Genomic DNA, 15,737 nt, shown 5'->3' with positions numbered 1-15,737 from the left:
TCTCTTTTCCAAGAGTTGTCAACTGTTTTTTTGAACTTTTTTCAAATCTTTATTTCCTATCAAATCTTCTATTATATAAGCTAAAAAACAAGTAAAAAATTCTAACACTGACAATATATAACTATATATCATTTTTATATCTTTGTCAATAATTATTTTCTCATTTTATAATATAAAATATATAGTATATTGTTTAAATCAATAGTTGAACTTTGCTTCATAGATATTTTATATTGTAATTTTTTTTATATCTTTGTTAGAATAATTGTAGATTTATATGTATTATTTGTTACAATAGAGTTGGAGTAATAATTTAAAAGAGGTGATGGAATGGATTTTAGGCAATTAGAAACATTTGTTGAAGTCACAAAACTAAAGAGTTTTTCTAAAGCAGCTGAAAAGCTTTTTATTACTCAGCCTACTGTGACTAATCATATTCAAAATTTAGAGAAAGAGCTTGGTACTATATTGATAAATAGATTTGGAAAGAAAATCACATTAACAGACGCAGGTAATTTATTATATAAATATGCTATAAACATATTAAACTCCTGCGAAATGGCAAAATTTGATTTAGCTTCCTATCAGGGTAAGATACAGGGACACTTACATATCTATTCAAGTTCTGTTCCTAGAAAGTATTTACTTCCTATTATAATCAAAAACTTTTTAAATACTTACCCTGATGTATCATTTACTATAGGAGATAAAGATTCTAAAAAAGTTATACGGGGAATATTAGATGGAGAAACTGATTTTGGTATTCTAGGTGCAAAATTTCCTTCAAACAATATAAAGTATATTGATTTAATGGAGGATAGGTTAGTTTTAGTTACTCCTGACTCTCCAGATTTTCCTGGAGATAATTTTTCTTATATTAGCAAGGATATATTATTTAAAGAAAAAATCATATTTAGAGAAGAAGGATCTGGTACTAGATCTTTGGTTGAAAATATACTTGAGAAATCTAAGCTTCCTATGAACAAATTAAATATAGCTGCTTATGTAGAAGATACGGAAGCAATTAAAGAATTGGTTTCTCTTGGTATAGGCGTTAGTTTCTTATCTGAAAAGGCTGTAAAAACTGATATAGCACTTGGTAAGTACAAAGTTTTCTATGTTGAAGACTTGGATTTTATTAGAAAGTTTTACTTTGCTTTCCATAAAAATAGACAACTCTCTCCACTTAGTGAAGCTTTTAAAAATTATGTTTTAGAATTTATAAAAGACCAGAAGATTTAGTTCATCTGGTCTTTATAATTTTTTTATATTGTTTTTATATGCAAATATTGCTGCTTGAACTCTATCATTCAAATCAAGCTTTTTAAATATATTTGATACATGATTTTTTACAGTTTTTTCACTTATATATAAACTATCCGCAATATCTTTATTATTTAAACCCTCAGCTATTAAAATAAGTACTTCATACTCTCGCTTTGTAAGTGAATTAATTTTCTCAATGCTAACATTAAAATATTCATCGCAGTTGGAGGATTTACTGACTAATTCTGCAACACTTGATTGTATATATTTTTCCCCCCTTGCAACACTATGAATCCCTCTAATTAAACTATCTGCACTTGAATCCTTCAGCATATATCCATTTGCACCTAGTTTCAATGTATTTAAAATGTATTCTTTGTCTTCATGTATAGTAAGAATAATAACCTTTGATTTTATACCCATGTCCTTAAATTTCTTTAGAGTTTCTATTCCATTTAATTTAGGCATATTTATATCTAATAATATTATATCTGGATTTAATTCCATTGCCATAGTAAATGCCTCTTCACCATCGCCTGCTTGTCCAATGACCTCTATATCCTTTTCTAATTCTAATATTTGTTTTATTCCTTCTCTTATCAATGCATGGTCATCAGCAATTACAACCCTAATAATTTTTTCCTTCATTATCTAGTCCTCCCCATCTAAAGGTATGAATAAGCTTATTTTAGTTCCTAAATTTAAAGAAGATGTTATGTGGAGGCTTCCATTTAATAATTCGACTCTTTCTTTTATATTCATTAATCCAAATCCGCCTGACACTACATTTGGTCTCTGTCTATAATCTTCTATATCAAATCCTATCCCATCATCCTTGATAGAGACATTAACTTTAGATAGGCATTTTTCAATTATAATGGAAGCAGATTTCGCTTTCGCATGCTTTCTAATATTACTCAAAGATTCTTGAATAATTCTGAAAATAGCTATTTGTATAACCGGCTCTAAATCATCAAATTTTCCACTTGTCTTAAGAATCACATCTATTCCAGTGTCTTCTTCAAATAAAGATATATATCTTTCCAATGTTGGAATAAGTCCCAGATCATCTAAAGACATAGGCCTTAAATCATATATTATCTTTCTAACATCTTTTAAAGTCCACCTAATTACCTCTTTTAAGTTATGAATTTCATTTTTTGATCTATCTTTATCTATGTCTAAGAGTTTTTCGCATAATTCAGCCTTTACTATAACATTTGCTAAGGATTGCGCTGGTCCATCATGAATATCTCTGGCCAATCTACTTCTTTCTTCTTCTTGAGCTTCTAAGATTTTAATATTCAAATAATGTTTCTTACTTAATTCATCTACAGTTACTGCAATATTTCCTGCATTGCCCATTAAATATTCTACAGCAACAGCTATTTGTTTATTAATATTTTCTGCTTTATTATATACTTCGTAAGAGTTCTTTAATCTCATTTCGATTTCTTTTCTTCTCTCTATAAGATTTTTTTCCTCTTCTCTCTTTAATAAAAGCTCTATCCTAATTCCATTAGCTAAGTCATAAGCATCTCTCATATCATTTTCATCAAACAATTGAAAATTCTTGTTCTTATGAGATAAATTCATACGACTTTTTTTATCGAGTTCCTCTAATCTCTCCACTTGGTTGAACACAGCTTTAATCTTAATTTGTAGAGATTTATGCTCATCTTCTAATCTTTTATATTCTGATCTTAAATGATTGACAATCTCAAACACTTCATCTTTAGTTCCATTTATGGCATCAATAGTAGATTCTAATATTTCATTTAATCTTTGTATACTCATTTGCTTTGATTCCATACTGTACTAAACCTCTAGGTTCTGTATTTCCTCTATCTCATCCTCTGATAAAATCTTTTTAAGATCTATTAGAATCAAAAGTCTTTTTTCATCTAATTTTCCAACACCTGTTATATATTTCTTATCCACCCCACTAATAAATGAAGGAGCTGGATCTATTTGCTCATCATTTACCCTAACAGTTTGAGATGCTTCATCTACTATAAAGCCAATTTCTTTTTCATCTAAATTGATAACTATAATTCTAGTGTCTTTTGTTACCTCAAATTCTCCTAATAATAATCTTTTTTTTAAGTTAATAATAGGGATAACATTTCCCCTATAATTTATAACACCTTCAATAAATGATGGTGTATTAGGTAAAGAAATAGATTCCTCATAGGAGCCAATCTCCTTTACATTCATTATATCAATACCAAATTCACCTTTACCCAATTTAAAAACCACATATTGATTTTCAGCCACTAATTATACCTCCCTTTATTTTATAAATGTATTTTTCTTGAATTGTATTTATATCGTCGATAGATATAAAATACTATTTAAAACTTATCCACTCATTAAATCCACTATTATCTATCATATACTTTTTTGACTAAAGAGTCCATATTTTTCATGCCGTTTCAATAATGATTTGAGATTAAATTGAATCTAATAATTAGTATATTACAATATTTTCCATATTCATATAGTCTTTTAGAATTGAATTTAAAAGAAAAAGACCCCTAACTTGTAATTATAATTGCAAGTTAAAGGTCTTGATAGCTTAATTTAATTTAAACAATAATCTTTTTATCCCTATATACGATTTTTCCGTTTTTAACTACTGTATCCACATGGTTTACTCCAAAGTGATATAGAATATATTCTAAATTTGGTGCATCGAAAACTACTATATCACCTTTTTTTCCTATTTCTAAACTGCCAATTTTCTTCTCTAATCCAAGAGCTGCAGCTCCATTAATAGTTACACCAGTTATTACTTCCTCTGGAGTTAATTTCATAATTAAGGATGCAAAACTCATTATAAGTTGTAAGTTTTCCGTTGGACAGCTGCCTGGATTATAGTCTGTAGATAAAGATACTGGTACTCCTTTCTCTATCATATATCTAGCCCTAGCAAATTTCCCAGTTTGTAAGTTAAAACTAGTACCTGGAAGCAAATTTGCTATAACACCTTTTTCAGCCATTTTTTCAATTCCTATATCACTGGCAGCTATCAAATGATCTGCTGTAATACAGCCTATTTCAGCTGCCAATTCTGCTCCACCTAAAGGCTCAATTTCGTCAGCATGTAATTTAGGCTCCATGTCATATTCCCTAGCAGCAAGTAAAATTTTTCTAGATTGTTCTATAGTAAATACTCCTTCTTCACAAAATACATCGCAGAACTTTGCTAATTTTCTTTTAGCTACTTCTGGAAGCATATCTCTAATAATAATTTCTACAAAATCATCTGGATTATCTTTATAATCTTTAGGTATAGCATGAGCTGCCATAAATGTTGAAACAATATCAATAGGATGATTGTCATTTAATTTATCAGCGACTTCCAATTGTTTTAATTCAGTGCCAAAATCCTCTATTCCATATCCACTCTTTGATTCTACTGTTGTTACTCCAAATCCAAGCATAGTATCTAAACTTTTCTTTGCCTTATTATATAGTTGCTCAAATGTTGCCTCTCTAGTTGATTTAACTGTAGAATGAATGCCTCCACCTGCTGCCAATATATCTAAATAAGGTACTCCCTTTAACCTCATAGCTAACTCATTTTCTCGTGAACCACCATGGACTAAATGAGTATGAGAGTCTACTAATCCTGGAGTTACTGTCTTACCAGTGCCATCTAAAACCACTGTATTTTCATCTAATATAATATCTGATGGCAGTTCTCCCTCACCTACATAAATTATCTTCTCACCATTTAAGGCTAGTGTCCCATTTTTTATTATGCCGATGTCTTTTAAAGATTCCTTAACTCTAGGTTTATTATCTCCTTTTAAGGTTATTAAATTATCTATATTTTTTATAACTAATGTAGCTTTCATTATATCACCTTATTCCATCATTCTTTTTTCTAAAATCTGACTATGGTCAAAATTCTCTACTCTTAAATAATAGTCTGCTACATCTATCATTGCTGCCATAGGCAATAATCCTATTATTTCACTACCTATAACATTTACTCCATATCTTCTAGCTTCTCTCTCTATTGTATCAAACACTCTAAACAGTGGAGTTTTAGTGTAATCTACCATGTTCATAGTAACTTGAACTATTCCTCTTTCTTTTATTTCTATACCAAGTGCCTTACAATATTTAAATCCTCCACTACTTGCTCTTACAGATTTCGCAATATTTTTAGCCACACTAATATCATCTGTTCCTAAATTTACATTAAATGCTACTAAAGGCATTCTAGCTCCAACTGCTGTTACTCCTGCCTTTTCGTTTAATTCTACTGGTCCGAAATCTGGAGTCCATTCTTTTCCCTTTAATTTAGCTGCCATTCCTTCATATTGTCCACGTCTTACATCAGCTAGATTCTCACGACTTAAAGATGCCGCTGATTTCTCATATAAATATACTGATATATTAAGTTCTTCTCCTATTTTCTTACCCAATTTTTTTGATAGTTCAACACATTCTTCCATTGTAACATCTGATATTGGAATCAATGGTATAACATCTGTTGCACCCATTCTAGGATGTTCTCCTGTATGATTTCTCATATCTACTAATTGTGATGCCATTTTACATGCATTAAAAGCTGCTTCGATTACCTTTTCAGGTTCACCTATAAAAGTAACAACTGTACGATTATGATCCTTGTCCATAGAATAATCTAATAGTTTTACATCTTCAACCACTCTAACTTCTTCAACTATTTTCTCAATAATTGATTTATCTCTTCCTTCACTAAAATTAGGTACACATTGAATAATTCTAGCCATATATATCCCCCTATAATTATTTTTTCAATTTATCTTCAACTAATTTTTTAACTAAATCATCATCTGCTACATATGGAATCGTAATATGGTCAGTATCTTTAAACTTATTGTTATATTCGATACAAGTAGATATTGAGTTTTCATTTCTAGCCCATGCTCTTCTTGCTACTCCACCCATTACATCCCATGGCATTGAGGTTTTAAGAATATTATCTACTCTTTCAGAACCATCTAACACCATTCCGAAACCACCATTAATAGATTTACCTATGCCTACTCCTCCACCATTATGAAGCGCAATAAGACTCATACCTCTAGCTGCATTACCAGCAAAACATTGTGTAGCCATATCTGCCATAATATTGCTACCATCTTTAATATTAGCAGTCTCTCTAAATGGTGAATCTGTACCTCCAGTATCGTGATGGTCTCTACCTAACATTATAGGACCTACCTCTTTGTTTCTTACCATTTCATTAAATTTTAATGCTATTTCCGTTCTACCTAATGCATCTTGGTATAAAATTCTAGCTTGAGTACCTACTACAAGTCCATTAGCCTCTGCATCCCTTATCCAAATATAATTATCCCTATCTTGACCTCTTCTATTTGGATCTATACAATCCATAGCTGCCTTATCTGTTTTAATTAAATCTTCCTGTTTTCCACTTAAGCAAACCCATCTAAAAGGTCCATATCCATAATCAAATAACATAGGTCCCATAATATCCTCTACATAAGATGGGAATATAAATCCTTCTGATTCGTCTATTCCATTTTTAGAAATATCCTTTGCTCCTGCATCATAAACAGCTTTCATAAAGCTATTTCCATAATCAAAGAAATAAGTTCCTCTTTCTACTAATTTTCTAATTAATTCAAAATGATGTATTAAAGATTCATTTACTCGTTTAATAAATCCTTGCTTATCTTTTTCTATCATTTCAGTTCTTTCTTCAAAGCTTAATCCCTGTGGACAATATCCTCCATCATAAGGAGCATGACATGAAGTCTGATCTGATAATAATTCAATTTTAATATTATTATTTACTGCATATTCTAGTAAGTCTACAATATTACCGTGGTATGCAATTGCTACTGCTTCTTTTTTAGCCATTGCTTCATCTGTATATTCAAATAGTTCTTTTAGATCATCAAAGCATTTATCTATCCACCCTTGATCTAATCTAGTTTTTATCCTGGAAAAATCTACTTCCGCTATAATTCCTACTCCGTTAGCTATCTTACTTGCTTTACCTTGCGCTCCACTCATACCGCCTAACCCGGAACTTACAAATAAATGTCCTCTTAAATCACCTTCACTCTTTATTCCAAGTTTCATCCTTCCTGCATTTAAAATCGTATTATATGTTCCATGAACAATTCCTTGAGGTCCAATATACATCCAGCCACCCGCTGTCATTTGTCCATAGTTTGCAACTCCCATAGCTTGTGCCTTTATCCAATGTTCTTGATCATCAAAAGCACCTACCATAAGTGCATTAGTAATAATTACTCTAGGACTTGTAAGGGATGATCTAAATAACCCAACTGGATGACCTGATGCTACTACTAAAGTTTGATCATCTGTTAATTCCTCCAAGTATTTTTTAATCAGTCTATATTGCATCCAGTTCTGACAAACTTGACCTGTTTCTCCATAAGTAACTAGTTCATATGGATATAATGCCACATCGAAATCAAGATTATTATCAATCATTACTTGAAATGCTTTTCCTTCTATACATTTACTTTTATATTCGTCAATTGATCTTCCTTTAATTCTACCTTCTGGTCTATATCTATATCCATAAATCCTTCCATGAGTAAATAATTCGTCTAGAAACTCTGGTGCCAATTTCTCATGCAGTTCTTCAGGTATATACCTTAGGGCATTTTTAAGTGCAATTTCTATTTCTCTTTGAGATAGGTTTAATTCTCGCTTTGGAGCTCTTCTTATGCCAGCTTCAAATTTAGGTGCTGGTGGCAATTCATTTCCCAGCTTAATAGTCATAGCTTCAGAAATTTGAAAATTCTTATTCATAAAATCTCCCCCTTATAGTAATATTCCTATTTCCTCTTCAATCTTATTTACTATTTTCTCAGATTTAATTATATCCTCACATTTATTAATATCTAAATACATCACTCTATCATCTTCGATAAATTCAACATTATCTCTTATTATATTGTAAGCTATTTTGCTTCCCTTCCCTAATCCTTTATTACCTCTTAAATCAATTGCTTGGCAAGCAGCTAAAATTTCCATAGCAATAACTTTTCTAACATTTCCCATTATTTCTCTAGCTTTTCTTGCTGCAATAGTCCCCATGGATACATGGTCTTCTTGATTAGCAGATGACGGTATAGAATCTACACTAGCTGGATGTGCTAATACTTTATTTTCTGATACTAAGGATGCTGCTGAATACTGAACTATCATAAATCCTGAATTAAGTCCTCCTTTATTCACCAAGAATGCAGGTAAACCGTTACTTAATGAAGGATTCACTAATCTCTCAAGTCTTCTTTCAGATAAGTTAGCTAATTCAGATAATCCTATGCCTAAAAAATCGAAGCTTAAAGCCATTGGCTGCCCATGGAAATTTCCACCTGAAATAACTTCTTCCTCATTAACAAAAATTAAAGGATTATCAGTTGCAGAATTCATTTCAATTTCAATTTTTTCTTTTACATATTTAAAACAATCTTTACTTCCACCATGTATTTGAGGTATACACCTTAGTGAATAAGCATCTTGTACCCTAATTTCTCCCTGTCTAGTAGTCATTGAACTGTCTTCTAATAATGCTAGTAGGTTCTTACCTGTATTAATTTGGCCTTCATGAGCTCTTACATTATGAACTCTAGAATCAAAGGCATCAGTTATTCCATTTAAGGCTTCAATTGTTAACGATGCAGCAATATCAGCTGTTTTACTAAGCATCATAGCATCATATATTGTTAACGCACCTACTGAAGTCATAACCTGAGTTCCATTAATTAATGCTAATCCTTCTTTAGAAGTTAGTTCAATAGTTGGGATATTTGCTTTTTCCATTGCTTCTTTCCCTGACATTCTTTTTCCTTGATATATAGCTTCTCCTTCTCCTATCATAACCAACACCATATGAGACAATGGCGCTAAGTCACCGCTAGAACCTAATGAGCCTTTTTCTGGAATAATCGGATGAACTTTTTTATTTAACATTTCAACTAAAGTATTTAAGGTAGATAGTCTTATTCCTGAAAAGCCCTTAGATAGAGCATTTGCTCTAAGGAGCATAATACCTCTAACTATATCTTCATCTAAAGGATTACCTACTCCACAGGAGTGACTCATTATAAGATTTCTTTGCAATATCTTTGTTTCCTCACCAGTTATAACTACATCACTAAATTTTCCAAATCCAGTAGTTATACCATAAACAACCTTATTTTCATCTACAAACTTATCTACTAATGCTCTAGCTTTTTTTACTTTTGACACTGCCTCTTGACATAATTCAACTTCTGCGCCTAACCTAGTTACTTTTATAAATTCATCTAAAGTTAAACTGTTACCGTCAATAAATACTTTTTCCATAAACAGCCCTCCATTCAATTTCATTAATATATTCCATTACTTAATTAAAGTGTATTTAAAAAACCACAGAATTATCTGTGGTTTTTAAATTTAATAAATTTTCTTAAAGTGTATAAACTTTTAGACATAATCTCCCCTACTTTTTCAAATTATGGAAATTTTTCTAAACCTTTTATCTATTATATCATATTATAAAATAAAATAGTAAACATTTTTATTTATAATTATGACTATAAATATATTTCTGAAATCTTTAGAGAAATTAAAACTATTAGAAGCAAATCCTTTATTTTTTTAGAGAATTGCTTATCCATAGACTTTCCTAGTATTTTTATAATTCATCTTTCATAGCTTCGTATAAAGCCTTTAATCCTAGATTTAACTTATTTTTATCCTCATCACTAAAATCACTTAATTTGCCCAATAAAAAACCAATCCGTTTATTAAGTACCTTCTCCAAAATATCATAGCCCTTAGGCAACACTTCTACCCTTACAACTCTCTTATCTTTTTCATCCTTTTTTCTTACTACCAAATCGGCTTTTTCCATTCTATCTATAAGATCTGTAATAGTACTACATGCAAGGGCCATCTTTTGGCTAAGTTCTCCAATAGTCATATCTCCATAATGTATCAGAATCTGTAAAGCTGAAAACTGTGGCACAGTAATATTGAAATCAGACAATATTTCCCTACCTTTTATCCTTATAATATAATCTACCTTCCTTAGGTGTTTTTCTATATTCGCTACATTTTCACAGCTTACATTTTCATCCATTAAAATCCTCCTCTTTGTCTTACAAAGATTATAGTCTAACTTATACTATAATCCTAAATGCTTTTGGTACAATCTCAAAAGTTGCAGGAAGTTTACCTCCATATTCTCCATCTATATCAATAGGTACATCCTGCTTAGTAGTTAATTTTACCCGCCTTGATTTAAAATATAAAACATTTTGATGATTAACATGATCTCCACTAAATATATTGATAAATATATTTGCTAAATCTTGTACACCTGATTTTTTTATAATTACTATATCTAATAATCCATCCTCAACATCTGCCTTTGGTGCTAATTTCTTAAATCCTCCAATTGAAGAACTATTTGATATTATAAATAACAATACTTCCTCATCTAAAGAATATTCTTCACTTTCTATATTTAATTCTATAGGCTCAAAATTTTGAAGAGTTATTTCTTTTAATCCTTCTTTCAATCCTTCTATATAATAGGCCATTCTCCCTAATACCATTTTAGTCTCTGGTAAAACCTGATATCCTACATTTGATAAAATTCCGCCTGCTGCCACATTTACAAAATACTCATCATTGACTTTACCCAAATCTACATCTACGAACTTTTCTTCTTTAATCATATTATAAAAGTCTGTAATGTTTTTAGGAATCTTCATATAATTAGCAAAATCATTTACAGTTCCTGAAGACAAAATAGCCACTGGCACTTTTCTTTCGCTTTTTACCATGCCTTTTGCTACTTCGTTAACCGTACCATCACCACCACTGACAATTATAATATCCCAATCTCCCTTACATGCTTTCATAGTTTCATACATAGCGTCATCTTTTTTTCGTGTAATAAATTTATTTACTAGATATCCATCATCTAATAATAATTTACACAAACGGTCTACTCTTCTTTCTGTAGATTGTCGTCCAGAAGACGGATTATAAATTACTTTTACTTTCTTCACAAATATCAACCTTTCATTAAACATAGTAATTATATTATGCAACCTCAACATTAAGACGATTAATTATATTTTATTATAACAATAATTCAATAATTTTAAAACCATTTTAAGCTTAAATCTAAAATCTAAAGGATTATAAAAAATAAGAACCCTTCATTTGGATTCTTATTTTTTCTTTATAATATTTCTAATTGCTTCTATTATATCCACAACTAGTTTTATATAATTATCTATATTTTTTACATTATATTGAAAAGCATAGGCCGTTTCAGAGATACTATCAGAAACTACATCAAATGTCTCAGATACCTTATGGGTTGTACTATCAATAGAATCTGTGATAGAGTCTACTTTTCCAGATATATCATTTATATTACTAACTAAATTATTTATTTCTGGAGTTAAATCTTTTAAAGCCATATCAGTACTTTTAGTAATGGAAGAAATATTTTCACTTATTGATGGCAGCTGCTTAAATGTACCATCTATATTTTCTTTATTGGATTCCATGATAAAATTAATCTGAGTTATTAATTTACTTATATTCCTTAAAACCAAAATCAAGTACGTTAGTCCACCAATTCCAAGTAAAAAAAGTATTAGTTTAAATAAATCCTGAACTGTAAGGGTAGCAGTCATTACTACACCTCCTTAATAGGACTCATCTTCGTCTTTATCTATATCCTCTTCTTCCTTGGATTCTTTCTCGTCTTTTAATTCTTCAATTTCTATCTCAATCTCGTCAACTATATCATCTTTTTTCTCTTTTATTCCATTATATACATTTTTTATCTCTGACTTCACTTTCTCTTGGAAGCCTTTTGTTGCCTCAATCTGTTCATTTACTGTGTTCCTAACATTTTCAGCTACATCCTTTGATTTTTGGGATATATCTTCTCTTGTTTCTTTCCCTGATTTTGGAGCAAATAATATACCAGCAACAGCTCCTATAGCCGTACCAATGGCTGTACCAACTGCAAGGTTCTTCGCGTTTTCAGTCTTTCTTGCTTTTTCAACTCTTCTTCTTTTTTCTTCCATAAACTTATTTATCATGTCTAAACTCCCCTTTACATTTTTATAATTCTAATATTGAATTTTTACCCCAAAACACATTTTATAATCAATATATCTTAAATATATCCAAATAATGGTTAATTGAACTTAAAACTTATCTTTTAATATCTTTTGCAACTCTGAAGCTTGATATCCACACTCTTCTGCAAACTTTTTAAAAATATCAGCTACTTCACTATCATTTACTTTCTTTGAATGTACTTCGTAGTCTCTTACCATTTCCTGTGAATCTAATATCATCTTTTTTACAATTTCCTTTGTAGTTAGTTCCAACACAATCCCTCCTATTAAAATCTATAATATTATATATAAGTAATTGTCCCACAGTCTTATAAAATTTATACTTTATTTATGACGAATATTTTATTTAATTTCTCCTTTTTATATAATCTATTTACATAAAAAAGATTTCATGTATTCTCCTTTACTATTTAGCAGATTTCTAGTAAAATATCTTAAACAATAATTTTTTAGGAGTGTTAAATAAATGTATGATTTTCATCTTCATAGCGAATATTCCATTGATTCAAAAACATCTATGGAAGATATGGTATTAGCAGCAATTGATAAAAATATGAAGTCTATATGCTTTACCGACCATGTTGACTTTGACTCTACATCACAGAGAATTGATTTTGTATTTAGAACTTCTGATTATTTTAAAAATATCAGACAAGTAAAATATAAATACATAAAAGATATTGAGGTACTAGCTGGAGTAGAGATTGGAATTCAACCTCATTTAATTGAACGATACAATAAATTTATAGAAGATAACAATTTTGATTTTGTATTAATGTCAATCCATTCAGTAAATAAATTAGATATACATGCTGATAATTTTACAAAGGGAATTGCACCTATAACTGCCCTAGAGGAATATTATAAAGACATGTCTTACTGTGTAAAACATTTTAGTAATTTTGATGTTTTAAGCCATATTGATTATATAGATAGATACTTTGAAGACCATACTTCTATACCGAGGTATGATGATTATTATCTTCTTGTAGAATGTATTTTAAAGCTTTTAATTGATAATGGTAAAGGTATTGAAATAAACACCGCTGGAATGAGATACGGATTGGGTTATTTCCATCCTAAAATTCAAATTTTAAAACTATATAAAGAATTAGGTGGCGAAATAATAACTATAGGCTCAGATTCTCATACACCTGAAAATATAGGATATGAATATAGAACTGTAGAAAAAATGTTAAAAGAATTAGGTTTTAAATATATTCATATATTTAAAGAAAGAAAAAAATATCCTATAAATATTATCTAAAAAACCCTCTTAAGTATATACTTAAGAGGGTTTTTGCCCGCAATGCCGTCAACTCAGCTAATTCATACCCGCCTTATTAAAAGGGGGGTTTCCTGTTAACATTTTCTAACTTCCCCTCAAGGAGGCATGTTATACGATGTTAAACGCAGACTCCCATGTCTGTTATGTCGGTTGAATTATCAAAGGCAACGCGCACCGCAGAATTTTTTTCTATATTCATTATACATCTTTTTATATGATTTTTCAAGTAAACCTAAGATTTTATTATTTATTACGATGCTTGGCATAATATACTATTAATTTCTTCTTCATATAACACTTCTTTTTCCATAAGTTTTTCTGATATAGCATTTAATTCATTCCTATGATTATTCAATAGATTAATAGTATCTAAATAAAGATCATTTAATATATCTTTAGCCCTATTTAACAATGTCCCATCATCAATATTTTTACTAGATAAAACATTGTAGTTTAATAAACCTACTATCTCATCCATACCAAATATACCAATCATTGATAAAGTCATATCTGTAGCTTTCTCCAAATCTGAAGAAGCTCCGGTTGTTATTTGCTCTTTACCATATATTATTTCCTCTGCTGCTCTTCCCCCAAGGGAAATCATTATATTAGATAATATATCTTTTTTCGTTTGATACATTTTATCCGGAGGAATATTTAAACTAAATCCTCCCATACCTTTTGTGCTAGGTATTATGCTTACTTTAGTTACCCTATTTTCTTTTGCTATTAATTTAGCCACTAGAGCATGTCCTGCCTCATGATATGCAGTTATTTCTTTATCCTTATGATCTATTCCAGATCTGTCCTTCTTCTCATCTCCTACTAAAACTGAATAGTATGCCCTATTTACATGGTCCATGGAGATTTCTTTTGACTTCTCTTTTACTGCAATAATAGCAGATTCATTCATTAAATTTTCAAGCTTAGCACCACTAAAATAAATGGTTTCTAATGCAACTTTTTTCAAATCTACATCTTTAGAAATAGGCTTATTTTTACTGTGTAGTTTAAGTATCTCATACCTTCCATTTACATCTGGCAGACAAACTTCCACCTGTCTATCAAATCTTCCTGGTCTAAGTAATGCCTCATCTAATATATCTATTCTATTTGTAGCTGCCACTACAATAATTCCTTCATTGTCTTTAAAACCAGACATCTCAGTCAAAAGTGCATTTAATGTCCTATCCCCTTCTTCACTACCGGAAGGATTGTTACCTGATTTTCTCTTTTTTCCAAGGGAATCAATCTCATCAATAAATATAACAGACTTCCCTGCTTCTTTAGCCTTTTTAAATAATTCCCTTATACGGCTAGCTCCAAGTCCTGCATATACTTGTACAAAATCCGAACCTGATACAGCATAAAATGGAACATCAGCCTCCCCAGCCATCGCCTTTGCTAGAAGTGTTTTTCCTGTACCTGGATCACCATATAAAAGTACTCCTCTAGGTAATCTAGCGCCGAATTTATTATATATTTCTGGATTTTTTATAAAATCTACCATATCCATTAAAGATTCTTTTGCTTCTTCATTGCCAGCAACATCATCAAAAGTGATTCTTTTAGAAGAAGACTCAGTATCCATTCTTGACATATTATTCATTTCTTTTTCTGCTTGCTTAGACATATTTTTATTTAAGTAAAATAAAGTAAATCCCATAGCAGAAATCAATAATAATATAGGTACTGCCTGATTTAAACTTCCATTTTTTTCTACTACTTTTACATCATATAATAATAATTCTTCCTTAAAATTTTCCGTTCTTGGATTATCAGTAATCGCAATCTCACCATTTCTAAGTTTTACTTTTATCTTTCCATTATTTGATAACTCTACTTCTTCCACCAAATTCTTATGCACATGAGTTAAAAATAAAGTATAAGGTATCTCCTCCACCTTATTCCTATTTCTCATATAAACCAATCCTGTAGATAATATAACAATAGAAATCGCTATAGATAAAATAAACTTCATCTTCTTATTTATAATCATAAGATCTCTCCTTTAGTTT

15 protein-coding genes and 1 other RNA gene are annotated in these 15,737 nt (G+C 30.3%); 2 read left to right on the top strand and 14 right to left on the bottom strand.

What is annotated here, in order from left to right; genetic code table 11:
* Window positions 1–330: 330 nt before the first annotated feature.
* On the top strand, window positions 331–1,242 hold the full coding sequence (locus tag ABWP20_RS07805) for a selenium metabolism-associated LysR family transcriptional regulator (protein ID WP_353095228.1): 912 nt from the start codon (window positions 331–333) through the stop codon (window positions 1,240–1,242).
* 12 nt (window positions 1,243–1,254) lie between these two features.
* On the opposite strand, the gene ABWP20_RS07800 is transcribed toward ABWP20_RS07805, so the two are convergent.
* The 12 genes from ABWP20_RS07800 to ABWP20_RS07745 all read right to left on the bottom strand — a co-directional run bounded on the left by ABWP20_RS07800 (window position 1,255) and on the right by ABWP20_RS07745 (window position 12,683).
* Entirely contained in the window at window positions 1,255–1,914 is a 660-nt protein-coding gene (locus ABWP20_RS07800; protein ID WP_353095227.1) for a response regulator, read from the bottom strand.
* Window positions 1,915–1,917: 3 nt separating this feature from the next.
* Entirely contained in the window at window positions 1,918–3,078 is a 1,161-nt protein-coding gene (locus ABWP20_RS07795) for a sensor histidine kinase (protein ID WP_353095226.1), read from the bottom strand.
* 6 nt (window positions 3,079–3,084) lie between these two features.
* Window positions 3,085–3,543 (bottom strand): chemotaxis protein CheW, encoded by a 459-nt coding sequence (locus ABWP20_RS07790; protein ID WP_353095225.1) that lies wholly within the window; start codon window positions 3,541–3,543, stop codon window positions 3,085–3,087.
* 311 nt (window positions 3,544–3,854) lie between these two features.
* Window positions 3,855–5,129: an imidazolonepropionase gene (gene hutI / locus ABWP20_RS07785; protein ID WP_353095224.1), complete on the bottom strand. Its 1,275-nt coding sequence runs from the start codon at window positions 5,127–5,129 to the stop codon at window positions 3,855–3,857.
* 9 nt (window positions 5,130–5,138) lie between these two features.
* Window positions 5,139–6,035, bottom strand: coding sequence for a glutamate formimidoyltransferase (gene ftcD, locus ABWP20_RS07780; RefSeq protein ID WP_353095223.1), 897 nt, complete (start codon window positions 6,033–6,035; stop codon window positions 5,139–5,141).
* A 16-nt stretch (window positions 6,036–6,051) separates the two neighbouring features.
* Window positions 6,052–8,079 (bottom strand): urocanate hydratase, encoded by a 2,028-nt coding sequence (hutU, locus tag ABWP20_RS07775; protein WP_353095222.1) that lies wholly within the window; start codon window positions 8,077–8,079, stop codon window positions 6,052–6,054.
* Between the two features lie 12 nt (window positions 8,080–8,091).
* Entirely contained in the window at window positions 8,092–9,621 is a 1,530-nt protein-coding gene (gene hutH / locus ABWP20_RS07770) for a histidine ammonia-lyase (protein ID WP_353095221.1), read from the bottom strand.
* 331 nt (window positions 9,622–9,952) lie between these two features.
* A complete protein-coding gene (locus ABWP20_RS07765; RefSeq protein WP_353095220.1) occupies window positions 9,953–10,399 on the bottom strand; it encodes a MarR family winged helix-turn-helix transcriptional regulator in 447 nt (148 codons plus the stop codon).
* Between the two features lie 40 nt (window positions 10,400–10,439).
* Window positions 10,440–11,336 carry a diacylglycerol/lipid kinase family protein gene (locus tag ABWP20_RS07760; protein WP_353095219.1) on the bottom strand — a complete coding sequence of 299 codons (897 nt, stop codon included), beginning with the start codon at window positions 11,334–11,336 and terminating at the stop codon, window positions 10,440–10,442.
* Window positions 11,337–11,501: 165 nt separating this feature from the next.
* Entirely contained in the window at window positions 11,502–11,975 is a 474-nt protein-coding gene (locus ABWP20_RS07755) for a hypothetical protein (protein WP_353095218.1), read from the bottom strand.
* 12 nt (window positions 11,976–11,987) lie between these two features.
* Window positions 11,988–12,389: a YtxH domain-containing protein gene (locus tag ABWP20_RS07750; protein ID WP_353095217.1), complete on the bottom strand. Its 402-nt coding sequence runs from the start codon at window positions 12,387–12,389 to the stop codon at window positions 11,988–11,990.
* Window positions 12,390–12,497: 108 nt separating this feature from the next.
* Window positions 12,498–12,683: a ferritin family protein gene (locus ABWP20_RS07745; protein ID WP_353095216.1), complete on the bottom strand. Its 186-nt coding sequence runs from the start codon at window positions 12,681–12,683 to the stop codon at window positions 12,498–12,500.
* A gap of 214 nt (window positions 12,684–12,897) precedes the next feature.
* Here ABWP20_RS07745 and ABWP20_RS07740 point away from each other — a divergent pair, with 214 nt between their 5' ends.
* Window positions 12,898–13,698: a histidinol-phosphatase HisJ family protein gene (locus ABWP20_RS07740; protein WP_353095215.1), complete on the top strand. Its 801-nt coding sequence runs from the start codon at window positions 12,898–12,900 to the stop codon at window positions 13,696–13,698.
* 30 nt (window positions 13,699–13,728) lie between these two features.
* On the opposite strand, the gene ssrS is transcribed toward ABWP20_RS07740, so the two are convergent.
* Both ssrS and ABWP20_RS07730 read right to left on the bottom strand, forming a co-directional pair.
* Window positions 13,729–13,905: non-coding RNA, 6S RNA (ssrS, locus tag ABWP20_RS07735), on the bottom strand.
* Window positions 13,906–13,969: 64 nt separating this feature from the next.
* Window positions 13,970–15,718: an ATP-dependent metallopeptidase FtsH/Yme1/Tma family protein gene (locus tag ABWP20_RS07730; RefSeq protein ID WP_353095214.1), complete on the bottom strand. Its 1,749-nt coding sequence runs from the start codon at window positions 15,716–15,718 to the stop codon at window positions 13,970–13,972.
* Window positions 15,719–15,737 lie beyond the last annotated feature (19 nt).

The sequence above is a fragment of the Tissierella praeacuta genome (genome assembly GCF_040396155.1).
In the GTDB taxonomy this organism is placed as follows: Bacteria; Bacillota; Clostridia; order Tissierellales; family Tissierellaceae; genus Tissierella; species Tissierella praeacuta_A.
This window is presented reverse-complemented; position numbering and strand designations above follow the sequence as displayed.

Coding starts and splice junctions, on each gene's coding strand:
- ABWP20_RS07805 (WP_353095228.1), top strand. CDS start 331: ATGGATTTTAGGCAATTAGAAACATTTGTTGAAGTCACAAAACTAAAG.
- ABWP20_RS07800 (WP_353095227.1), bottom strand. CDS start 1,914: ATGAAGGAAAAAATTATTAGGGTTGTAATTGCTGATGACCATGCATTG.
- ABWP20_RS07795 (WP_353095226.1), bottom strand. CDS start 3,078: ATGGAATCAAAGCAAATGAGTATACAAAGATTAAATGAAATATTAGAA.
- hutI (WP_353095224.1), bottom strand. CDS start 5,129: ATGAAAGCTACATTAGTTATAAAAAATATAGATAATTTAATAACCTTA.
- ftcD (WP_353095223.1), bottom strand. CDS start 6,035: ATGGCTAGAATTATTCAATGTGTACCTAATTTTAGTGAAGGAAGAGAT.
- hutU (WP_353095222.1), bottom strand. CDS start 8,079: ATGAATAAGAATTTTCAAATTTCTGAAGCTATGACTATTAAGCTGGGA.
- hutH (WP_353095221.1), bottom strand. CDS start 9,621: ATGGAAAAAGTATTTATTGACGGTAACAGTTTAACTTTAGATGAATTT.
- ABWP20_RS07765 (WP_353095220.1), bottom strand. CDS start 10,399: ATGGATGAAAATGTAAGCTGTGAAAATGTAGCGAATATAGAAAAACAC.
- ABWP20_RS07755 (WP_353095218.1), bottom strand. CDS start 11,975: ATGACTGCTACCCTTACAGTTCAGGATTTATTTAAACTAATACTTTTT.
- ABWP20_RS07750 (WP_353095217.1), bottom strand. CDS start 12,389: ATGATAAATAAGTTTATGGAAGAAAAAAGAAGAAGAGTTGAAAAAGCA.
- ABWP20_RS07740 (WP_353095215.1), top strand. CDS start 12,898: ATGTATGATTTTCATCTTCATAGCGAATATTCCATTGATTCAAAAACA.
- ABWP20_RS07730 (WP_353095214.1), bottom strand. CDS start 15,718: ATGATTATAAATAAGAAGATGAAGTTTATTTTATCTATAGCGATTTCT.